Raw genomic sequence first — 21,085 nt, 5'->3', positions numbered from 1 at the left:
GCCGTGGACCAGGACGAGCGCGGGGCCCGTGCCCTTGTCCTCGTAACCGATCGTGAGTCCGTCGATCTCGATGGAAGGCATGCTCAGAGGCTAGGCACGGCTGTTCGGTCGGTGCAATAAAATCTTTGCTCTCGGTGCAATGCCGGGCGGGCGGAAGGAGGAGTCGGGGCCCATGGAGGAGTACCGCAGGATCGCCGACCGGGTGGCGGAGCGGATCGCGGACGGGCGGCTGGGGCCCGGCGACCGGCTGCCCACCCAGCGCGCCTTCGCCCGCCGCCACCGGATCGCCAACTCCACGGCGATCCGGGTGTACGGAGAGCTGGCCCGCCGGGGCCTGGTCGTCGGCGAGGTGGGGCGCGGCACCTTCGTACGGGCCGCACCGCCGCTGCCCGGGCCCGCGCTCGCCGAGGCGACCGGGAACGCGCCGGTCGATCTCCAGCTCAACTACCCGGTGGTGGACGGGCAGTCGGAGCTCATGGCACGGGCGCTCGCCTCCCTCGCCCGGGCCGATGTGCTGGGGGAGGCGACGGCCCGGCCCGCGGCGGCGGTCGGCACGGCACAGGCCAGGGCGGCGGCGGTGCGGGTGTTGGCGCGGGCGGGCTGGGCGCCGGACCCCGATCGGGTGCTCTTCGCCGGCAACGGCCGCCAGGCCATCGCGGCGGCCGTCTCGGCGCTGGTGGGGCCCGGGGGCAGGCTGGGTGTCGAGGCCCTGACGTATCCGCTGGTCAAGGCGGTCGCGGAGCGGCTCGGCGTACGTCTGGTGCCGATCGCGCTCGACGGGGACGGGATGCGCCCCGACGCGCTCGCGGCGGCCCACCGCGCCGCGCCGCTCTCCGCCGTGTACGTCCAGCCGACGCTGCACAACCCGCTCTCGATCACGTCGGGTTCGGGGCGGAGGGCCGAACTGGCGGACGTCCTGCGGGAGTCGGATCTGACGGCCGTCGAGGACACCACCTGGGCGTTCCTGGAACCGGACGCCCCCGCGCCGCTCGCCTCCCACGCCCCGGAGCGCGTGGTGCTGGTGGACAGCCTGTCCAAGCGGCTCGCGCCCGGCCTGACCGTCGGCCACCTCGTCGCACCGGAGGCACGCGTGGAGGAACTCGCGGCCGCCCTGCGCTCCGGGGCGTGGACGGCGGGCGGCCTGGCGCTCGCGGCGGCGACCCGGTGGGCCGAGGACGGCACGGTGACGGAGGTGGTGGCGGCGAAGCGGGCGGACGCGGCGGCCCGGCACGCGCTGGTGCGGCGCCATCTGGGCGCGTACCGCATCCGTACCGCGCCGCACGCGTACTACTGCTGGTGGGAGCTTCCGGCGCCGTGGCGGGCGGAGACGTTCGTGGCCGCGGCGGCGGAGCGGGGCATCGCGCTGACGCCGGGCGCCGCCTTCGCCGTGGGCGGCGGCTCCGCCCCGGACGCGGTGCGGGTGGGGCTCGCCTCGCCCGCTCTGCCTGTCCTGGACGAGGCGTTGGGACGGCTCGCCGCCCTTGCCTCCGAGATTCTGGACGTTTAGTATCCAGGATCATGAGGATGAGTGAAGGTGTGGAGTGGGCGCTGCACAGCTGTCTCAACCTGGCCTGGATCGGGCCGGAACGGGCGGTCACCGCGGCGCGGCTCGCGGCGTACCACGACCTGCCCGCCGCCTACCTCAACAAGCAGCTCCAGGCGCTCTCCCGGGCCGGCATCGTCGGGTCGGTCTCCGGCCCGAAGGGTGGTTTCCGGCTGGCGAGGCCGCTGGACCGGATCAGCCTGATGGACGTGGTCACGGCGATCGAGGGCCCGGAAGAGGCCTTCCGCTGCACCGAGATCCGGCAACAGGGGCCGGGTGCCGGGCCCGCCGGGGCCTACACCGCCGGGTGCGCCATCGCGGAGGCGATGGCGAAGGCGGAGCTGGCCTGGCGCCGGGAGCTGGCGGCCCGGACGCTGGACGACGTACGGGAGCGGGCGGAGCGGCAGGCGCCCGAGGCCCCGGACCGTATTCGGCGCTGGTTCGCCGGCGCCTGAGCACGACGGGCTGCTCGTCGACGCGACGACGCTCGCCCGCGGTGCTCGGCACGGGCGCCGCACCCACCCCGGCCGCCCGACCCGGCGGCCGTAACCCCCGGAAGGACCGACCCGGCATGACCGGCACCGACCCGCACGACCTCACCGACGCGCGCACCGCCACCGACCCGCACCGGGGCACCGCCCCCGACCCGCGCCCCCGCACCGACCCACGCACCGCCACCGACCCGCGCCCCCGCACNNGCACCGCCACCGACCCGCACCCGCGCCCCCGCACCGCCCCGGACCAGCGCCCCCGCCCCGACGCGCGCACCCTCACCAACCCGCCCACGCTGCACGACCCGGCCCCCTTCGGGTACAGCCACGCCGCCTCCGCCCCCGGTGAGCTGGTCTTCATCGGCGGCCAGTACGCCTCCGACGCGAACGGCGCCCCCGTGCCCGGGGACTTCGCCGCCCAGGTCGCGCTCTCCTTCACCAACCTCCGGCTCGCGCTGGAGGGCGTCGGGCTCGGCTTCGAGCACGTCGTACGCCTCGGCTCGTACATCGTCGACCACGACCTCGGGAAGCTGGAGATCCTCGGCAAGGCGCTGCACGGCGCCTTCGGCGGCCGGCTCCCCGCGCAGACGCTCAGCGGGGTCGCCTCCCTGGCGCTGCCCGGGATGCTCTTCGAGATCGACGCCGTGGCGGTGCGGCCCGCCGGCTGAGCACCGCTGATCCAGTTGCGGACTCAGACCCTCCGGGTGTGCCCTTGAGGGGTGAGTGGAGGGGTGGAGCGCAGGGGGCCGAGAGGGAAGGAGCTCCTGCCATGGCCGCACACGCAGCGCTGCCCGCACGGCGTCACCGGAGTACGCACGGCTGGGGACTGCCCGCCACGCTGGGCGTCGTCTACGGCTTCTACGCGGCGACCGTCGACCGCCACGGCGGCCCCATCACCTGGGGCCAGGTCCTGCTCGGCTTCGTCTCCGCCGTGGTCCACGCCGGCGCCGTCCACATGCTGCGCGCCCGGGGCCGCGCCCTGCCACGGGAGCTGCGCGCGGCGACATGGGCGGCGCTCGTCGGCATCGCCCTGGGATTCCTGGTCAGCCTCTCCCACATGAGTGTGCTGAGCGCGACCGTCCTCGCCCTGGTGGTGGCGGCGGGCACCTTCTGCGTCGCGTTCTACCTCTTCTACACGCACGAGGACGCGGCGGGCCGGCCGACGGCGCGCACGTCGTAACGGCCGGTGCGGCGGCGGTGATAGGCGACCGCCACAGCGGCGAGGAGCGGGGCCCAGGCGAGCAGCGGCAGATAGCAGACGTACAGCAGGACCTCCTGGACCGGTCCGTCCGTGTGCGTGCCGGCCGCGCCCTGCCCGAGCCCCGCGTACGCCGCGTACGTGAACCAGCCCGCCAGGGCGACGAGCCCGAACGCCCCGCAGAGCGCGGCGGTGGTCGCGCCGACCGTGGAGACGGGCCGCCCGCCGACGAACGGCAGCCGGCGGGGGAACACCTCGCCCCAGCAGCGGACCAGGCCCAGGGTCAGGAACGCCAGCAGCTCGGCGACGACGGTGAGGACGACCTGGTAGGTGAGCTGCCCGACCCCCCGGTCGTCGGCCTCGGCGACCGGCAGGCCCAGGGTGAGCGCGAGCCGCCAGAGCCCCGAGGGCAGAACGATCAGCGGCACGGCGTGTGCGGCGAGGGTGGCCCAACGGGGCGTGCCCGGCAGTGCGTTCATCTTCGTCATGCGGCTCAGCTTCGTCATGTGGCTCAGCGTGCCGCCGGGGCGGTGCGCCCCGCGTCGGCACGGGAGCCGGAGCCCCTCCCCCGTGCGGGGGAGCCGCGGTCGTTCCCCTGGCATCCCGGCCGCCACCGTCGGAGACTGGTCGGAGCGGGCACCGACCGGCAGCCGGGAGGACAGCGCATGGCCGACCTCGCCATCGAGACCGAGGGTCTGGTCAAGGTCTTCGGCACGAACCGAGCCGTCGACGGCATCGACCTGCGCGTCCCGGCCGGCACCGTCTACGGCGTCCTCGGCCCCAACGGCGCGGGCAAGACCACCGCCGTGAAGATGCTCGCCACCCTCCTGCGCCCGGACGGCGGCCGGGCCAGCGTCTTCGGCAGGGACGTGGGCAGGGACGCCGACGCCGTACGCGGCCGGATCAGTCTCACCGGCCAGTACGCCTCCGTCGACGAGGACCTGACCGGTACGGAGAACCTGGTGCTGCTCGGCAGGCTCCTCGGGCACACCCGGTCCGCCGCCCGGGAGCGCTCCGCGCAGCTCCTGGCCGCGTTCGGGCTCTCCGAGGCCGCCGACAAGCAGGTCAAGCACTACTCGGGCGGCATGCGGCGCCGTATCGACATCGCCGCGTCCATCCTCAACACCCCCGACCTGCTCTTCCTCGACGAGCCGACGACCGGTCTCGACCCGCGCAGCCGCAACCAGGTCTGGGACATCGTCCGCGCGGTGGTCGCCCAGGGCACGACCGTGCTGCTCACCACCCAGTACCTGGACGAGGCGGACCAGCTGGCCTCCCGTATCGCCGTGATCGACCACGGGAAGGTGATCGCGGAGGGGACGAAGGGCGAGCTGAAGTCCTCGGTGGGGTCGGGGTCGGTGCATGTGCGGCTGCGGGACCCCGAGCAGCGCCCGGCGGCCGAGCGGGTCCTCGCGACCGCGCTGAAGGCCACGGTCCAGCTCGACCCCGACCCGGTGGCGCTGACCGCCACCGTCAACGGTCACGGCACGGAGCTGGGCGCCGCCGAACAGGCCGCACGGGCCCTGGCCGAGCTCGCCGGCGCCGGGATCACCGTCGACACCTTCGCTCTCGGCCAGTCCAGCCTCGACGAGGTGTTCCTCGCCCTCACCGACCGGAAGGGAACGACGGCATGAGCACCGTCGCCACCGGCAAGGACCCCCGGCAGACCGACGCCCTCGCCTTCGAGGCGCCCAGGGCGGAGGAGCTGGCCGCCCTCCTCGTGGGACACGAGCGGCCGCCCCGCCCCAGCGCGCTCTCCGCCTCGCTCACCTTCGGCTGGCGGGCCATGCTCAAGATCAAGCATGTGCCGGAGCAGCTCTTCGACGTGACGGCGTTCCCGATCATGATGGTGCTGATGTACACGTACCTCTTCGGGGGCGCGCTGGCCGGCTCCGTCTCGGCCTACCTCCAGTTCCTGCTGCCGGGCATCCTCGTGCTGAGCGTCGTGATGATCACGATGTACACGGGTGTCTCGGTCAACACCGACATCGAGAAGGGCGTCTTCGACCGCTTCCGTACGCTGCCGATCTGGCGGCCGGCCCCGATGGTCGGCTATCTCCTCGGCGACGTCGTCCGCTATCTGATCGCGTCCGCCGTCATGCTCACCGTCGGCATGGTCATCGGCTACCGGCCGGACGGCGGGGTGGTGGGCGTCCTGCTCGGGGTCGCGCTGCTGTTGGTGTTCTCGCTCGCCTTCTCGTGGATCTGGACCATGTTCGGGCTGATGCTGCGCAGCGAGAAGTCGGTCATGGGCGTCTCGATGATGGTGATCTTCCCGCTGACGTTCCTGTCCAACGTCTTCGTCGACCCGAGGACGATGCCCGGGTGGCTGCAGGCGTTCGTCAACAACAGCCCGGTGACGCATCTGGCGACGGCGGTACGGGAGCTGATGGCAGGGAACCGGCCGGCGGCGGACATCGCCTGGTCCCTGGGGTGGTCGGCGGTGTTCGTGATCGTCTTCGGCGCGGTGACGATGCGGCTCTACAACCGCAAGTAGGCGGTCGTGGAGCCGCGCGCCGCGCGGGTGCCGGTCCGGCAGGGCCGGCGGACGTGCCCCCGGGGGCACCGTGAGGCGCCCCCGGGGGCCGCGTGCCCCTGAGGCGCCCCCGGGCAGGCCGTCAGTCCAGGCGCAGGTCCGCGAGCTGCTGCTCGAAGGGCACGACCTCGTCGTCCTCCGTCTCCCGGGCCGGGCGGGCCGCGACGAACTCCGCCAGCTCCCGCCCGGCGCGGTTGATCCGGGACGGCAGGCCGTCGGTGTAATCGTCGCCGCCCGAGCCCCAGTCCTCCGAGGCGGCGTAGACGGCCGTCGGCACGACGAGCGCCCGCAGATAGGCGAAGAGCGGCCGCAGCGCGTGGTCGAGGACGAGCGAGTGGCGGGCGGTGCCGCCGGTGGCCGCGATCAGCACCGGCTTGCCGGTCAGCGCGTCCGGGGCGATCAGGTCGAAGAAGGACTTGAACAGACCGCTGTACGAGGCGGTGAAGACCGGGGTCACGGCGATGACCCCGTCCGCGCCGGTCACCGTGTCGATCGCCGCCTCCAGCTCCCCCGAGGGGAAGCCGGTGACGAAGTTCTTCGCGATGTCCACGGCCAGGTCGCGCAGCTCGACGACCTGGACCTCGACGGCGTACTCCTGCTCGGTGAGCCGCTCCTCGGCGGCCTTGGCGAGCCGGTCGGCGAGCAGCCGGGTCGAGGAGGGTGCGCTGAGTCCGGCGGACACGGCGACCAGCTTCAGGGTCTGCATGACTTACGCCTCCTGCGTGCGTACGGCGGGGTGGAGCGGGGCGGTCTCCGGCACACCGGCGGGCCGCAGGTTGGCGAACTCCTTGCGGAGCACCGGGACGACCTCCTCGCCGAGCATGTCGAGCTGTTCCAGGACCGTCTTCAGCGGCAGACCCGCGTGGTCCACCAGGAAGAGCTGACGCTGGTAGTCGCCGACGTATTCCCGGAAGGACAGGGTCCGTTCGATGACCTCCTGCGGGGAGCCGACGGTCAGCGGGGTCTCCTTGCTGAACTCCTCCAGGGACGGGCCGTGGCCGTAGACGGGCGCGTTGTCGAAGTACGGGCGGAACTCCCGTACCGCGTCCTGGGAGTTCTTCCGCATGAACACCTGCCCGCCGAGACCGACGATGGCCTGTTCGGGGGTGCCGTGGCCGTAGTGCGCGTACCGCCGGCGGTAGAGGCCGACCATCTTCTCGGTGTGCTGCTTGGGCCAGAAGATGTGGTTGGCGAAGAAGCCGTCGCCGTAGTACGCGGCCTGCTCGGCGATCTCGGGGGAGCGGATCGAGCCGTGCCACACGAACGGCGGCACGCCGTCCAGCGGTCGGGGCGTGGAGGTGAAGCCCTGCAGCGCGCCGCGGAACTTGCCCTCCCAGTCGACGACGTCCTCCCTCCACAGCCTGTGGAGGAGCGCGTAGTTCTCGATGGCGAGCGGGATGCCCTGCCGGATGTCCTGGCCGAACCACGGGTAGACCGGACCGGTGTTGCCCCGACCCATCATCAGGTCGACGCGCCCCTCGGCGAGGTGCTGCAGGGTCGCGTAGTCCTCGGCGATCTTCACCGGGTCGTTGGTGGTGATCAGCGTGGTGGAGGTGGAGAGGATGAGCCGCTCCGTGCGGGCCGCGATGTGGCCGAGGAGCGTCGTCGGGGAGGACGGGACGAAGGGCGGGTTGTGGTGCTCGCCGGTTGCGAAGACGTCGAGCCCGACCTCCTCGGCCTTGAGCGCGATCGCGACCGTGTTCTTGATCCGCTCGTGCTCGGACGGGGTGCGGCCGGTGGTGGGGTCGGCCGTGACGTCGCCGACGGTGAAGATCCCGAACTGCATGGTGCTCACCTCTCGCGGGGGCCGGCCTCATCGGCCGGTGTTGGTTGAACTTTAAACCATCCCGTCCAACGGTGCACACCCCCCGCCTATTCCGGCCGTACGCTGTCCGCATGACCGACGGCCACGAGCGCTGGAAGGAACGGGGCGTGATGCTCCGCGTCTTCGTGTACGTCTTCGCGACACACGCGTTCGCCGGCTTCGTCTGGCTCCTCTTCTATGTCGGTCAGAACGCCCAGACATAGCGGCCGCAGGGCCCTCACGTAGAGTTCGCCGACGTGAGCACCGTTCCCCCGCCTGCGATATCGGTCGTCGGAATCGGCGCGGACGGCTGGCACGGGATCCCCGAGAACGCCCGCCGAACCCTGCGCGCCGCCGAGATCCTCATCGGCGGCGCCCGCCAGCTGGAGCTGCTGCCCCCGGCCGAGTGCCCCGGCGAGCGCGTCACCTGGCCCTCGCCCCTGCGCCCCGCCGTCCCCGGCCTCCTTGCCGCCCACGAGGGCCGGAGCGTCGCCGTCCTGGCCAGCGGGGACCCGATGTTCTACGGAATCGGCCGCACCCTCTGCGAGACGGTCGGCGCCGACCGCCTCCACGTCCTCCCGCACCCCTCCTCCCTCTCGTACGCCTGCGCGCGCCTCGGCTGGCCGCTGGAGGCCGTCGAGACGGTCTCCCTGGTGGGCAGGCCGCTCGCCTCGCTGTCCGCCTCGCTCCACGACGGAAGGCGGCTGCTCGTCCTGAGCGCGGACGGCTCCACCCCGGCGGAGGTGGCGGCACTGCTGCGGGACAAGGGCTTCGGAGGGACCCGGATGCGCGTCCTGGAGCAGCTGGGCTCGGAGCGCGAACGGATCGTGGGGGCCACGGCCGACACCTGGCCGGACGGCCGGTCCGACGCCCTGAACGTGATCGCCCTCGACTGCGCCCGCTCCCCCGGGGCGCCGCGCCTGGGCGCCGGCCCCGGCCTGCCGGACGAGGCGTACGAGCACGACGGCCAGCTCACCAAGCGGTACGTCCGAGCGACCACGCTCGCGGCCCTGGCGCCCGCCCCCGGGGAGCTCCTCTGGGACGTCGGCGGCGGCTCCGGCTCGATCGGCATCGAATGGATGCGCACGGACCGCTCGTGCCGGGCGGTCGCCGTGGAGAAGTCACCCGAGCGGGCCGCCCGCATCGAGCGCAACGCGACGGCCCTGGGCGTACCCGGCCTGCGCGTGGTCACCGGACCCGCGCCCGAGGCGCTGGCCGGCCTTCCCGCCCCCGACGCCGTCTTCATCGGCGGCGGCCTGACCGCACCCGGTCTCCTCGACGCCTGCTGGGACGCGCTGCCGACGGGCGGCCGGCTGGTCGCCAACACCGTGACGCTGGAGTCCGAGGCGCTGCTCGCGGACCGCTACCGGCGATACGGCGGCGAGCTGATCCGGCTCTCCGTCGCCCAGGCCGTCCCGGTGGGCGGTTTCACCGGCTGGCGCCAGGCGATGCCGGTCACGCAGTGGTCCGTAACGAAATCAGGAGTTGGAGCATGACCGTCTACTTCATCGGCGCGGGCCCGGGCGCGGCCGACCTGATCACCGTGCGGGGCGCCCGCACCCTCGCCTCCTGCGGAGTCTGTCTGTACGCCGGCTCCCTCGTCCCCCGCGAGCTGCTCGCCGAGTGCCCGCCGGACGCGCGCCTGGTCGACACGGCCGACCTGGACCTGGACCAGATCGTCGCCGAGATCGTCCGCGCCCACGAGGACGGCCGGGACGTGGCCCGGCTCCACTCGGGCGACCCGTCCGTCTTCAGCGCGGTCGCCGAGCAGATGCGGCGCCTGGACGCGCTGGACATCCCGTACGAGGTCGTGCCGGGCGTCCCGGCGTTCGCGGCGGCGGCCGCCGCGCTCAAGCGGGAGCTGACCGTCCCCACCGTGGGCCAGACGGTGATCCTCACCCGCATCGCCCAGCAGGCCACCCCCATGCCCGAGGGCGAGGACCTCGCGACCCTCGGCCGCAGCGGCGCGCTCCTCGTCCTGCACCTGGCCGCCCGCTACGTCGACCGGGTCGTCGACGAGCTGCTGCCCCACTACGGCGCCGACTGCCCGGCCGCCGTCGTGGCGATGGCCAGCCGCCCGGACGAGGTGGTCCTGCGGGGCACCCTGGACGACATCGCGTCCCAGACGAAGGCCGCCGGGATCACGAAGACGGCCGTCATCCTCGTCGGCCGCACACTGGCCGCCACCCAGTTCCGCGACAGCCACCTCTACGACCCGGCGCGCGACCGCCACGTCTGCTGAGACGCCCCCGGGCCCCGGCGATGCCCGCGGGGCCGGTACGTCACCTCATGACGTACCGGCCCCGCGGGCATCACGCTTCAGGCGTTGGGCCGCTTGCCGTGGTTCGCGCCCTTCTTCTTCCTGGCGCGTCGCTTGTTGCCTCGCTTCGACATGGGCAGAACCCCTTCGATCGGGACCGATTGCCCTGGCAAGCCTAGGTTCGCGGGGGTCGGGCCGCATCCGCTGCCGGTGGACCGGCCGACTGGGAGCGAAGGGGAGTAGTAACATGTAGTACATGGAAGCCACCGCTCGCGAGTTCAATCAGAAGTCGTCACAGATCCTTGCCGCAGCCGCCGGTGGCGAGACCGTCACCGTCACCAAGAACGGCGTCGCGGTCGCACGTGTGATCCCCATCCCCATGGACGACGAGGTCCCCCCCTATCCCACCGACCCCATGGGGCCGATCGATCTCCCCGCCCTCGACCTTCCCGATCTCACCAACGACGAGATCGAGGACGTCCTGAAAGGGATGGGGATGTCGGCGTGATCGCCATCGCTGACACCAACGCCCTCTATCGTCTGCTCGATCCCCGCCTGTCGGGGCACGAAGCGCACAAGGAAGGGCTGGCGGCGATCAGCCACCTGGTGATCTCTCCCATGGTCCTGGCGGAGCTGGACCACCTGATCTCGGCGCGCGCCGGGGCACACAAGGCACTCACCGCGGCCCGGTTCATCGAGCGCTACACGGCCACCCGCCGGTTCGAGGTACCGCCGGTGGCCGCACATCTGTCCCCGGCGATCGCCGTTGCGGAGGGCTACGCGGACGCGGACGGGGGGAAGGGCATCGGGATGACCGACGCCATGAACGTCGCCCTGGCAGCCGCATACGGCACCGACGTCCTGTTCACCACGGACCGGCACTTCCGCATGGTCCGACCGCTCACCGGTCACAAGGCGTTCCGGTTGTTGCCCGACGACCTCTGAGGCCCAGCGCCCGCTACGGCCCCGCCACGGTCGAGCGGCCCACCACCGTGCCCGCGCGGTCGATGCAGACGACGTCCACCGCGACCGGGGCGCCCCGCAGGACCGTCAGGGCCTCGTCGCGGGCCCGGGCCGCGACCAGGTCGCCGAGGGGGACGGCCGCCGCCTCGCACAGCCGCAGCGCCGCCAGGCCCGTGTTCGCCGCGGCGATCTCCGCCGCCAGCTCCTCGCCGGCGCCGCCGGAACGGGCCAGATCGGCGAGGAACCCCTTGTCCACCTGGGAGCGCGCCGAGTGGAGGTCCAGATGGCCGGCGGCCAGCTTGGAGAGCTTGGCGAAGCCGCCGCAGATCGTGAGCCGGTCGACCGGATGCTGCCGGACGTACTTGAGGACCGCGCCCGCGAAGTCGCCCATGTCGAGCAGGGCGATCTCCGGCAGCTCGTAGAGAGACGTCACGGTCCTCTCCGAGGTGGAGCCGGTACACCCCGCCACATGGGTGAGGCCCGCCGCACGGGCCACGTCCACGCCCCGCCGGATCGAGTCGATCCACGCCGAGCAGGAGTAGGGGACGACGATGCCGGTCGTGCCCAGGACGGACAGACCGCCGAGGATGCCGATCCGGGGATTCCAGGTCGAGCGGGCGATCTCCTCGCCGTGGTCGACGGAGACGGTGATCTCGACGTCGCCGGAGGCGCCGTGCGCCGCGGCGACCTCGGCCACGTGGTCCCGCATCATCTGCCGGGGCACCGGGTTGATCGCCGGTTCGCCGACCTCCAGGGGCAGGCCGGGCAGCGTGACCGTCCCGACGCCGGGCCCGGCCCGGAAGACCACCCCGGAGCCGGCCGGGAGGATCCGTACCGTCGAGCGGATCAGCGCGCCGTGCGTGACGTCCGGGTCGTCGCCCGCGTCCTTCACGATCCCCGCCATCGCGGTCCCGGCGGTCAGCTCCTCCGCCGCCAGCGCGAACGCCGGCCGCCCGCCCTTCGGCAGGGTGATCGTCACCGGGTCCGGGAACTCGCCCGTGAGGAGCGCCGTGTACGCGGCCGTGGTCGCCGCCGTCGCGCACGCACCAGTCGTCCAGCCCGGGCGCAGACCCGTGTGCTTGAGTTGGGCCTCGCGCCCGCCGCCGAGACCGCCGCCGACACTCATGAACGGACTCCCATGCACATACTCATTCTCGGGGGGACGACCGAGGCCCGCGCCCTGGCCGCGGCGCTCCACCCCGGCCACCGCGTGACCAGCTCCCTCGCGGGACGGGTCGCCGCCCCCCGGCTGCCGGTCGGCGAGGTCAGGATCGGCGGCTTCGGCGGGGTGGACGGGCTCGTGGACTGGGTGCGCGCGCACGGTGTGGACGCGGTCATCGACGCCACCCATCCCTTCGCCGAGCGGATCAGCTTCAACGCGGCCCGGGCGACCGCCACCGCCCATGTTCCCCTGCTCGCCCTGCGCCGCCCCGGCTGGGTCCCGGTCGAGGGCGACGACTGGCACTCCGTCGCCTCTCTAGGGGAGGCGGCGCGGGCCCTGGACGGCCGGGGGGAGCGGGTGTTCCTCACCACCGGGCGGATGGGCCTCGCCGCCTTCGCCGACTGCCCGCAGTGGTTCCTCGTACGGTCGGTCGACGCGCCCGAGCCCCCGATGCCGGCCCGCACCGAAGTCCTCCTGGACCGCGGCCCGTTCACCCTGGAGGGAGAACGGGCCCTGCTCCACCGGTACGGCGTCGACGTCCTGGTCACGAAGGACAGCGGCGGCGCCGCGACCGCCCCGAAACTGACCGCCGCCCGCGAGGCCGGCATCCCGGTCGTGGTGGTCCGCCGCCCACCGGTCCCTGAGGGCGTCCCGGTGGCGGCGACCCCGCAGGAGGCGGCCGCATGGGTGCGGGAGCGGAGCTGAAGCCGACGAGGACCGGGCCGTGACGACGGTCGGGCGGTGACTCAGCTCTCGGCCGGCGTGCCGAGCTCGGTCACCTCGACCCAGGACACGGAGTCGAAGTCGCTCTCGGCGAGCGAGTTCTCCCAGTCGTCCACGGCCACGACCGCGTAGCGCACGGTCTCGCCGTCGGCCGTCGTCGCGTGGAGGAAGGAGGCGGTATCCTCGCCGAGGTACGCGATGCGGCGGAACAGCCAGACGCCGTCTCCGGATCCGTCGCCGTCGGCCAGCCACTCGGCCTTCAGGACCTCGTACCGCTTGAGGTCGCTCGCGGTGGGGCTCGTCCCGCTGCTGGGCGCCGCCCCAGGGACCCTGCCCGCCCTCGCCTCCGCCGCCCCGCCCGGGCAGGTTGCTCCCGGTCCCTCCCCGCCCCACGCCCCCGCCGCCCGGACCGGCTTCTACGGGCTCGGCTGGAACGTGAGTGACGACGACGAGGGCCGGCTCCGTCTCTCCCACACCGGCGCGTTCGCGCTCGGCGCGCACACCGACGTCACGATGCTGCCGGGTGAGCAGCTCGGCATCGTCGTCCTCACCAACGGCGCCCCGGCCGGCGTGGCCGACGCCGTCGCCCTCGACTTCTTCGACATCGCGCGGAACGGTGAGCCCAGCCGCGACTGGATCCCGCTCGTCGACGCGCTGTACGAGCAGCAGGCGGACGAGGGCCGGTCCACGACCGACTACGCCCACCCGCCGTCCGGTGCCGCTCTCGCGAAGGCCGCCGACACCTACGCGGGCACGTACGAGAACGCCTACTACGGCCGGGCGGAGGTCGTCGCCGGTGAGGACGGCGCCCTGACGCTCCGTCTGGGGCCAAAGCCCCAGACGTACCGGCTCACCCACTACGACGGCGACACGTTCAGCTTCCCGACCGCCAGTGAGAACGCCGTCGGCCTCACCGGGGTCACCTTCACCCCGGACGGGAAGTCCCTCACCGTCGAGTACCTCGACACGGAGGGACTCGGCACCTTCACCCGGCCCGGTCAGCCGTACCGCCGCGGCGTCCAGGTGATCGTCCGGCCGTCGGCGCGTTCGACCGCCCGGGTCTGGGACGAGCCGATCAGCAGCAGCGTCCGCATGTCGACCTCCGAAGGATCCAGCGTCTTCAGGGTCACCACCCGGACCGACTGCTCCGGTCCGCCCACGTCCCGCGCCACCACCACCGGGGTCTCGGGCGAGCGGAGTCCGAGCAGCAGCTCGCGGGCGGCCGCCACCTGGTGCGTACGGGACTTCGACCCCGGGTTGTAGAGCGCGAGGACCAGATCGGCACCGGCCGCCGCGCGCAGCCGCTCCGCGATGACCTCCCAGGGCTTGAGACGGTCGGAGAGGGAGATCGTCGCGTAGTCGTGGCCCAGCGGTGCGCCCGCCGCGGCGGCCGCCGCGTTCGCCGCGGTCACCCCCGGCAGGACCCGTACGGGCACGTCCGCGTACCGCGGCTCCGAGGCGACCTCCAGGACCGCCGTCGCCATCGCGAAGACGCCCGGGTCGCCGCCCGAGACGACCGCGACCCGCCGGCCGCGCCGCGCCAGGTCGAGGGCGAACTCGGCGCGCTCGGACTCCACCTTGTTGTCGGAGCCGTGGCGGCGCTGGCCGGGGCGCAGCACCGGGACCCGGTCCAGGTAGGTGGTGTAGCCGACGAGGTCGTCGGCGTTGACCAGGGCACCGCGCGACTCCGGCGTCAGCCAGGGCGCGCCCGCGGGCCCGGTGCCGACGACGGCGACCTCGCCCCGCTCCCGTACGGGCGCCTCCTGGTCGATACGGGAGGGCAGCACGGCCACCGAGAAGTACGGCACGGTGGACGGGTCGACCTCGGACAGGGTCTCCGTCCGCTCGCCCGCCATGAACGCCCGCTCCACGTAGCGCGCGTCCTCCAGCCGGCCCGCCCGCTCCAGGGCACGCCGCACGGTCGGGAAGGTCCGGCCCAGCTTCATCACGACGGCCGAGTCCGTGCCGGCGAGACGGGCCGTCAGCTCGTCCTCCGGCAAGGTGCCGGGGATGATCGTGAGGACCTCCTCGGCCTCGCACAGCGGCTCGCCGAGCCGGGCGGCGGCCGCGCTGACCGAGGTGACACCGGGGATGACGGTGGTGTCGTAGCGGTGCGCGAGCCGCTTGTGCATGTGCTGGTACGAGCCGTAGAAGAGCGGGTCTCCCTCGGCGAGGACGGCCACCGTGCGGCCCGCGTCCAGGTGCGCGGCCAGCCGCTTCGACGCCTCCTCGTAGAAGTCGTCGAGCGCGCCCCGGTAACCGCCAGGGTGGTCGGTGGTCTCCACCGTGAGCGGGTACATCAGCCGCTCCTCGATGTGGTCCTCGCGGATGTGCTCGGCGGCGATCGTGCGGGCGATGGAACGGCCGTGGCGGGCCGAGTGGTAGGCGACGACATCGGCCGACGCGATCGCCTTGACCGCCGCGACGGTCATGAGGTTCGGGTCGCCGGGGCCGAGCCCGACGCCGTACAGCTTTCCGCTCATGCCTGGATCTCCGCCTCGGTCGCGATCGCGTTGACGGCGGCGGCGGTCATCGCGCTGCCGCCGCGCCGGCCCCGGACGACGAGGTAGTCGAGGCCGAGGTCCCGGCCCCGCTCCGCCAGCGCGTCCTTGGACTCGGCGGCGCCGATGAAGCCGACCGGGATGCCGAGGACGGCCGCCGGACGCCCGGCACCCTTCTCGACCATCTCCAGGAGGCGGAAGAGGGCGGTGGGCGCGTTGCCGATGGCGACGACCGAGCCTTCGAGGCGGTCGCGCCACAGCTCCATGGCGGCGGCGCTCCGGGTCGTGCCGAGTTCGGCCGCCAGCGCCGGGACGGAGGGGTCGGAGAGGGTGCAGACCACGTCGTTGTCGGCGGGCAGCCGCTTGCGGGTGACCCCGCTCGCGACCATCTGCGCGTCGCAGAGGATCGGCGCGCCGGCGCGCAGGGCGGCGCGGGCGCGGGAGACGACGTCGGGGGAGTACGCGAGATCACCGACGAGGTCGACCATGCCGCAGGCGTGGATCATCCGCACCGCGACCTGGCTGACGTCGGCGGGCAGACCCGCGAGATCCGCCTCGGCGCGGATCGTGGCAAAGGACTGGCGGTAGATCTCCGCCCCGTCCTTCTCGTAGTCGAACATCCGTTGCTCTCGCTCATCTCGTGGTTGCTGAGGGGGTGCGGGCCGCTGCGACCGCGTCGGGAAGGTCTGTACGGGGGGTGGGGCGCCCGTCCACCAGGTAGTGGCCGTCGGCGGTGGCGACGACGTCGACCCAGGCGCCGTGGGGGTGACCGCAGCGCCGCTCGCAGCCGGAGAAGTGGACGGGGAGGGCGGGCAGGACGGGGCCTTTCGGGAGCCCGGGCACGGCGTCGGCGCGGACGTCGGCGAGCGACTTGGCGCACCCGGGCCGGCCGGTGCAGGCGCCGACGCCGAGCCAGGGGGAGCGGGGGTCGGTGATCAGGCCGTGGGCCGCCAGCTCGGCGAGGCGCTCCTCGGCCGCGGCGCGGTCGGGGAAGCCGGTGACGACGGCTCCCCGCCAGGGGGTGAGCCGCACTTCGCCGCCGGGGGCGGGGGTGAGGGCCCGGAGCTGGCCGGAGGTGAGCCGTCCGAGCGGCACGGCCACGGACACCGCCCAGCGGCCGTCCTGGCCGATCACCCCGGGCGGCGGTCCTGCGGACGTCCCGACCGGGACAGGGGCGTGGGTCGCCCCCTCGGCAGGAGTCTGCGTGCTCTCGGCAGGAGTTCGCGCGCTCTCGGCAGGAGTCCGCGCGTCGGCCGGCGTCCGGCCGGTCCCTCCCGGGCCCGGGGTGACCGTCCGCGGGTCGGCCGTCCGTGTGCCGACCGCCTCCGCGGCGACGCCCGCGCGGCGCAGCGCCTCCGCCAGGTCCGGCTCCGTGCCCTCCGGGAGCTCCCGTACCCGCCAGGCGCCGTTCCCGGCCGCACGGGCCGCCGTGAGGAAGGCGTCGGCCGCGGCGAGCGCCGCCCGGGGCGCGTCCGGGCCCGCGACGCGGAAGGTCTGGCTTCCGACGCGCAGGAGCGCACAGCCCGCCGCCGATGACCCGCCTGCGATCAAGGTCACATCTCCGCCGAGGCCGGCCACGTCCCCGCGGCCGTCGTCCAGGGCGAAGAGGAAACGGCCGGAAAGGGCCGCCGTCCAGTCCTCCGCACAGAGCAGTCCGTCCAGCTCCCGGGCCCACAACTGCACGTCACCGCCGCCGAGTCCGCCGCGGCCGTCCAGTCCGGCGGCCGGCGAGGCCACCACGTTCCGGACGCGTTCATGGGTCGTGGAGGGCAGCAGACCGGCGTCGGTCAGGAGGCCCCCGAGCTCCGCCCCGCAGCCCTCGGCGAGACCGCGCAGCTCCACGTTCCCCCGTGAGGTGACGCTGACCCGGCCGTCGCCCAGAGTCTCCGCCGCGGCGGCCAGGACGGCGACCTGATGTGCCGTCAACAGCCCTGCGGGCAGGCGGAGTCGGGCCAGGCGGCCGTCGTCGGCCGGGTGCAGTCGGAGCGCCCCGGGGCAGGCGTCACCACGGTCCCGTATGAGAGGTTCGCCCTGGTTGGGCGTTGTGGGTGGGGTGGGCGGCATGGCGGCGAGCATACCCACGTGGATCCGGGCGACCCTCCGGGCCGCCGGGCGCAGGATCTACTATGCAGACGGCATGGGGTCCCAGGACCCCGGGGAGGAAGCCCGGTGAGAATCCGGCGCGGTCCCGCCACTGTGAGCCTGTCCCGGAAAACGGGCCGGGTGAGTCAGGAACTCCCGCCGTCCACACGACCACCCGGGGCGCGGACAACCCCGAGGAAGGCCTGCGCTCGCATGCGAATTCTGTTGCTGTCGCACTCCGACACCGACCTGCTCAGCGCCCGCGCGGCCGGCGGCCCGGTCGCGTACCGGTTCGCCAACCCCTCCCGGCTCGCCCTCGACGCGCTCCCGGACCTCCTGGACGGCGCCGACCTCGTTCTCGTACGCCTCCTCGGCGGCCTGCGGGCCTGGGACGAGGGGCTTCAGGCACTGCGCGCCACCGGAAAGCCGCTGGTCGTCCTCTCCGGTGAACAGGCCCCCGACGCCCAGCTCATGGAAGCCTCCACGGTCCCCGTCGGTGTCGCCACCGAGGCGCACGCCTACCTCGCGCACGGCGGCCCGGACAACCTGGAGCAGCTGGCCCGCTTCCTCTCCGACACCGTGCTGCTCACCGGCCACGGTTTCGAGGCGCCGGCCGCCGCCCCGACCTGGGGCCCGCTCGACCGGGAGCCCCGTACGACCGAGGGCCCGACCGTCGCCCTGCTCTACTACCGCGCCCATCACATGAGCGGGAACACCGCCTTCGTCGAGTCCCTCTGCGAGGCGATCGAGGACGCCGGCGCCCAGGCCCTGCCGCTCTACGTGGCGTCCCTGCGGGCCCCCGAGCCCGAGCTGCTGGAGCGGCTGCGCGGCGCCGACGCGATCGTCACCACCGTCCTCGCCGCCGGCGGTACGAAGCCGGCCGAGGCGCAGGCGGGCGGCGACGAGGAGGCCTGGGACGCGGGCGCGCTCGCCGCCCTCGACGTGCCGATCCTGCAGGCGCTCTGCCTCACCGGCTCACGTTCCGCGTGGGAGGAGAACGACGAGGGTCTCTCCCCGCTGGACGCCGCCAGCCAGGTCGCGGTGCCCGAGTTCGACGGCCGCCTGATCACCGTTCCCTTCTCCTTCAAGGAGATCGACGAGGACGGCCTGCCCTCCTACGTCGCCGACGCCGAGCGCGCCGCCCGCGTCGCCGGGATCGCCGTCCGTCACGCCCGCCTGCGCCACATCCCGAACGCCGAGAAGAAGCTCGCGCTCGTCCTCTCCGCGTACCCGACGAAGCACTCCCGGATCGGTAACGCGGTCGGCCTGGACACCCCCGCCTCCGCCGTGGCGCTGCTCCGGCGCCTCATCGCGGAGGGGTACGACTTCGGCCCGGTCGAGGAGATCCCCGGCCTCGTCTCCGGCGACGGCGACGAGCTGATCTACGCCCTGATCGAGGCCGGCGGCCACGACCAGGACTGGCTCACCGAGGAGCAGCTCGCCCGCAATCCCGTCCGTATCGCGGCCGTCGACTACAGGCGGTGGTACGCGACGCTGCCCGAGGAGCTCCGTGAGTCGGTCGAGCGGCACTGGGGTCCGCCGCCCGGCGAGATGTTCCTTGACCGGTCCCGCAACCCCGAGGGCGACATCGTCCTCGCGGCCCTGCGGCGCGGGAACCTGCTGATCCTCATCCAGCCGCCGCGTGGCTTCGGCGAGAACCCGATCGCGATCTACCACGACCCCGATCTCCCGCCGTCCCACCACTACCTGGCCGCCTACCGCTGGATCGCCGCGTCGAAGGACGACGGCGGTTTCGGTGCCGACGCCATGGTCCACCTCGGCAAGCACGGCAACCTGGAGTGGCTGCCCGGCAAGAACGCCGGCCTGTCCGCCGCGTGCGGCCCGGACGCGGCCCTCGGCGACCTGCCGCTGGTGTACCCGTTCCTGGTCAACGACCCGGGCGAGGGCACCCAGGCCAAGCGGCGCGTGCACGCGACCCTCGTCGACCACCTGGTGCCGCCGATGGCGCGCGCCGACTCCTACGGCGACATCGCGCGTCTGGAGCAGCTGCTCGACGAGTACGCGCAGATCTCCTCCATGGACCCGTCCAAGCTGCCGGCGATCCGCGCCCAGATCTGGACGCTGATCCAGGCCGCGAAGCTCGACCACGACCTGGGCCTGGAGGACCGGCCCGAGGACGACGGCTTCGACGACTTCCTGCTGCATGTCGACGGCTGGCTGTGCGAGGTCAAGGACGCGCAGATCAGGGACGGTCTGCATGTGCTCGGCGGGGCGCCGGAGGGCGAGGCGCGGGTCAACCTCGTGCTGTCGATCCTGCGCGCCCGGCAGATCTGGGGCGGTACGCAGGCGCTGCCCGGCCTGCGCGAGGCGCTCGGTCTGGACGAGTCGGCGGCGACGCTGCGGACCGCCGACGAGGCGGAGGCGAAGGCGCGCGAGCTGGTCGAGGCGATGGAGGCGGCGGACTGGGCCGTGGACGCGGTCCCGGCGCTCGCCGGCGCGTACGGGCCGGATGTCGCGGCCGTGCTCCGCTTCGCCTGCGAGCAGGTCGTACCGCGCCTCGCGGGCACGACCGACGAACTGGCGCACGCCGTCCACGCGCTGAACGGCGGCTTCGTGCCGGCCGGCCCGTCGGGTTCGCCGCTGCGCGGCTTGGTGAACGTGCTGCCGACCGGCCGGAACTTCTACTCGGTCGACCCCAAGGCCGTCCCTTCGCGGCTCGCGTGGGAGACCGGTCAGGCGCTCGCCGACTCGCTCCTGGAGCGCTACCGCACCGACAACGGCGAGTGGCCGACCTCCGTGGGCCTGTCCCTGTGGGGGACGAGCGCGATGCGGACCGCCGGTGACGACGTGGCCGAGGCGCTCGCCCTGCTGGGCATCCGCCCGCTGTGGGACGACGTCTCGCGACGGGTGAACGGCCTGGAGCCGATCCCCCTGGAGGAGCTCGGCCGCCCGCGCGTCGACGTCACGCTGCGCATCTCGGGCTTCTTCCGGGACGCGTTCCCGCACGTCATCGGGCTTCTCGACGACGCCGTACGGCTCGCGGCCTCGCTCGACGAGCCGGCGGACGCCAACTTCGTACGGGCGCACGCGCAGGCCGACCTGGCCGAGCACGGCGACGAACGGCGCGCGACCACCCGTATCTTCGGCTCGCGTCCCGGCACGTACGGCGCGGGCATCCTGCAGCTGATCGACTCGCGCGACTGGCGCACGGACGCGGACCTCGCCGAGGTGTACACGGTGTGGGGCGGTTACGCGTACGGCCGCGGCCTGGAGGGCCGTCCGGCGCGCACGGAGATGGAGACGGCGTACAAGCGGATCGCCGTGGCCGCGAAGAACACGGACACGCGCGAGCACGACATCGCCGACTCCGACGACTACTTCCAGTACCACGGCGGCATGGTGGCGACGGTCCGGGCGCTGACGGGCACCTCCCCCGAGGCGTACATCGGCGACTCCACCCGCCCGGAGACGGTCCGCACCCGGACCCTGGTCGAGGAGACGTCGAGGGTCTTCCGGGCGCGGGTGGTGAACCCGAAGTGGATCGAGGCGATGCGCCGCCACGGCTACAAGGGCGCGTTCGAGCTCGCGGCGACCGTCGACTACCTCTTCGGCTACGACGCGACGACCGGCGTGGTCGCCGACTGGATGTACGACAAGCTGACGGAGACCTACGTCCTGGACCCGGAGAACCAGGCCTTCCTCAAGGAGGCCAACCCCTGGGCGCTGCACGGCATCGCGGAACGCCTCCTGGAGGCCGAGTCCCGGGGCATGTGGTCGCAGCCGGACCCGAAGACGCTGGAGGCACTGCGTCAGGTCTTCCTCCAGACGGAGGGCGACCTGGAGGGCGACGAGGGCTGAGCG

At 73.5% G+C, this 21,085-nt stretch carries 21 protein-coding genes, 1 pseudogene and 1 riboswitch; of the genes and pseudogenes, 14 read left to right on the top strand and 8 right to left on the bottom strand.

Features of this window, described 5'->3' with window-relative positions; genetic code table 11:
• Positions 1-172: 172 nt before the first annotated feature.
• The 4 genes from J7E93_RS11865 (at position 173) to J7E93_RS11850 (ending at position 3,214) form a co-directional block, all read left to right on the top strand.
• A complete protein-coding gene (locus J7E93_RS11865) occupies positions 173-1,507 on the top strand; it encodes a PLP-dependent aminotransferase family protein (RefSeq protein WP_215068239.1) in 1,335 nt (444 codons plus the stop codon).
• A gap of 17 nt (positions 1,508-1,524) precedes the next feature.
• Complete coding sequence (locus tag J7E93_RS11860) at positions 1,525-1,998, top strand: Rrf2 family transcriptional regulator (RefSeq protein WP_215068237.1); 474 nt, start codon at positions 1,525-1,527, stop codon at positions 1,996-1,998.
• A gap of 332 nt (positions 1,999-2,330) precedes the next feature.
• Positions 2,331-2,702 (top strand): RidA family protein, encoded by a 372-nt coding sequence (locus tag J7E93_RS11855; RefSeq protein WP_215068265.1) that lies wholly within the window; start codon positions 2,331-2,333, stop codon positions 2,700-2,702.
• 101 nt (positions 2,703-2,803) lie between these two features.
• The gene (locus J7E93_RS11850; protein WP_215068235.1) at positions 2,804-3,214 is read left to right on the top strand and encodes a hypothetical protein; all 411 of its coding nucleotides are present in this window, start codon (positions 2,804-2,806) and stop codon (positions 3,212-3,214) included.
• Here J7E93_RS11850 and J7E93_RS11845 read toward each other — a convergent pair.
• The gene (locus J7E93_RS11845; protein ID WP_215068233.1) at positions 3,166-3,738 is read right to left on the bottom strand and encodes a hypothetical protein; all 573 of its coding nucleotides are present in this window, start codon (positions 3,736-3,738) and stop codon (positions 3,166-3,168) included. The genes J7E93_RS11850 and J7E93_RS11845 overlap by 49 nt on opposite strands.
• 159 nt (positions 3,739-3,897) lie before the next feature.
• Here J7E93_RS11845 and J7E93_RS11840 point away from each other — a divergent pair, with 159 nt between their 5' ends.
• Together J7E93_RS11840 and J7E93_RS11835 are read left to right on the top strand one after the other, a co-directional pair.
• The gene (locus J7E93_RS11840; protein ID WP_215068231.1) at positions 3,898-4,866 is read left to right on the top strand and encodes an ATP-binding cassette domain-containing protein; all 969 of its coding nucleotides are present in this window, start codon (positions 3,898-3,900) and stop codon (positions 4,864-4,866) included.
• Entirely contained in the window at positions 4,863-5,729 is an 867-nt protein-coding gene (locus J7E93_RS11835) for an ABC transporter permease (protein ID WP_215068229.1), read from the top strand. The genes J7E93_RS11840 and J7E93_RS11835 overlap by 4 nt, the downstream gene beginning before the upstream one ends.
• A 121-nt stretch (positions 5,730-5,850) precedes the next feature.
• Here the strand turns inward: J7E93_RS11835 and J7E93_RS11830 are convergent, their stop codons facing one another.
• Together J7E93_RS11830 and J7E93_RS11825 are read right to left on the bottom strand one after the other, a co-directional pair.
• On the bottom strand, positions 5,851-6,474 hold the full coding sequence (locus J7E93_RS11830; RefSeq protein WP_215068227.1) for an FMN reductase: 624 nt from the start codon (positions 6,472-6,474) through the stop codon (positions 5,851-5,853).
• A gap of 3 nt (positions 6,475-6,477) precedes the next feature.
• On the bottom strand, positions 6,478-7,554 hold the full coding sequence (locus tag J7E93_RS11825) for an LLM class flavin-dependent oxidoreductase (protein ID WP_215068225.1): 1,077 nt from the start codon (positions 7,552-7,554) through the stop codon (positions 6,478-6,480).
• A gap of 110 nt (positions 7,555-7,664) precedes the next feature.
• On the opposite strand from J7E93_RS11825, the gene J7E93_RS36995 reads away from it, so the two are divergent.
• The 3 genes from J7E93_RS36995 to cobM are packed head-to-tail and all read left to right on the top strand — an operon-like array spanning position 7,665 to position 9,814.
• Positions 7,665-7,796 (top strand): DUF6126 family protein, encoded by a 132-nt coding sequence (locus J7E93_RS36995; RefSeq protein WP_251066409.1) that lies wholly within the window; start codon positions 7,665-7,667, stop codon positions 7,794-7,796.
• A 33-nt stretch (positions 7,797-7,829) separates the two neighbouring features.
• Positions 7,830-9,068 (top strand): precorrin-6y C5,15-methyltransferase (decarboxylating) subunit CbiE, encoded by a 1,239-nt coding sequence (gene cbiE, locus J7E93_RS11820; RefSeq protein WP_215068223.1) that lies wholly within the window; start codon positions 7,830-7,832, stop codon positions 9,066-9,068.
• The gene (gene cobM, locus J7E93_RS11815; protein WP_215068221.1) at positions 9,065-9,814 is read left to right on the top strand and encodes a precorrin-4 C(11)-methyltransferase; all 750 of its coding nucleotides are present in this window, start codon (positions 9,065-9,067) and stop codon (positions 9,812-9,814) included. Before cbiE ends, cobM begins: the two co-directional genes overlap by 4 nt.
• A 77-nt stretch (positions 9,815-9,891) precedes the next feature.
• Here the strand turns inward: cobM and J7E93_RS38335 are convergent, their stop codons facing one another.
• A complete protein-coding gene (locus tag J7E93_RS38335) occupies positions 9,892-9,966 on the bottom strand; it encodes a 50S ribosomal protein bL37 (RefSeq protein WP_373297613.1) in 75 nt (24 codons plus the stop codon).
• A gap of 122 nt (positions 9,967-10,088) precedes the next feature.
• Between J7E93_RS38335 and J7E93_RS11810 the strand changes: the two genes are divergently transcribed.
• Positions 10,089-10,340, top strand: coding sequence for a type II toxin-antitoxin system Phd/YefM family antitoxin (locus tag J7E93_RS11810; protein WP_215068219.1), 252 nt, complete (start codon positions 10,089-10,091; stop codon positions 10,338-10,340).
• Positions 10,337-10,777, top strand: coding sequence for a PIN domain-containing protein (locus J7E93_RS11805; RefSeq protein WP_215068217.1), 441 nt, complete (start codon positions 10,337-10,339; stop codon positions 10,775-10,777). The genes J7E93_RS11810 and J7E93_RS11805 overlap by 4 nt, the downstream gene beginning before the upstream one ends.
• Positions 10,778-10,790: 13 nt before the next feature.
• Here J7E93_RS11805 and J7E93_RS11800 read toward each other — a convergent pair whose 3' ends face one another.
• Entirely contained in the window at positions 10,791-11,921 is a 1,131-nt protein-coding gene (locus J7E93_RS11800) for a cobalt-precorrin-5B (C(1))-methyltransferase (protein ID WP_215068215.1), read from the bottom strand.
• Positions 11,922-11,933: 12 nt separating this feature from the next.
• Here J7E93_RS11800 and J7E93_RS11795 point away from each other — a divergent pair, with 12 nt between their 5' ends.
• Together J7E93_RS11795 and J7E93_RS11790 are read left to right on the top strand one after the other, a co-directional pair.
• Positions 11,934-12,662: a cobalt-precorrin-6A reductase gene (locus J7E93_RS11795; RefSeq protein WP_215068213.1), complete on the top strand. Its 729-nt coding sequence runs from the start codon at positions 11,934-11,936 to the stop codon at positions 12,660-12,662.
• A 213-nt stretch (positions 12,663-12,875) separates the two neighbouring features.
• Positions 12,876-13,610, top strand: a pseudogene (locus J7E93_RS11790) (DUF3471 domain-containing protein); the annotation flags it as partial.
• 68 nt (positions 13,611-13,678) lie between these two features.
• Here the strand turns inward: J7E93_RS11790 and J7E93_RS36990 are convergent.
• Genes J7E93_RS36990 through cobG form a run of 3 tightly spaced genes read right to left on the bottom strand, consistent with a single transcriptional unit; the run spans position 13,679 to position 17,257 of the window.
• Positions 13,679-15,163, bottom strand: a complete 1,485-nt coding sequence (locus tag J7E93_RS36990) for a precorrin-2 C(20)-methyltransferase (RefSeq protein ID WP_251066408.1) — start codon at positions 15,161-15,163, stop codon at positions 13,679-13,681.
• Positions 15,160-15,801: a precorrin-8X methylmutase gene (locus J7E93_RS11785; protein ID WP_215068209.1), complete on the bottom strand. Its 642-nt coding sequence runs from the start codon at positions 15,799-15,801 to the stop codon at positions 15,160-15,162. The genes J7E93_RS36990 and J7E93_RS11785 overlap by 4 nt, the downstream gene beginning before the upstream one ends.
• A 13-nt stretch (positions 15,802-15,814) precedes the next feature.
• Entirely contained in the window at positions 15,815-17,257 is a 1,443-nt protein-coding gene (cobG, locus tag J7E93_RS11780; RefSeq protein WP_215068207.1) for a precorrin-3B synthase, read from the bottom strand.
• Between the two features lie 46 nt (positions 17,258-17,303).
• Positions 17,304-17,441, top strand: a riboswitch (cobalamin riboswitch).
• Positions 17,442-17,476: 35 nt separating this feature from the next.
• On the opposite strand from cobG, the gene cobN reads away from it, so the two are divergent.
• Positions 17,477-21,082 (top strand): cobaltochelatase subunit CobN, encoded by a 3,606-nt coding sequence (gene cobN, locus J7E93_RS11775; protein WP_215068205.1) that lies wholly within the window; start codon positions 17,477-17,479, stop codon positions 21,080-21,082.
• The last annotated feature ends 3 nt before the right edge of the window (positions 21,083-21,085 follow it).

Source organism: Streptomyces sp. ISL-36 (assembly GCF_018614205.1).
Taxonomy (GTDB): Bacteria; Actinomycetota; Actinomycetes; order Streptomycetales; family Streptomycetaceae; genus Streptomyces.
The sequence above is the reverse complement of the archived record's forward strand: the minus strand, read 5'-3'. Positions and strand labels throughout refer to the sequence as shown.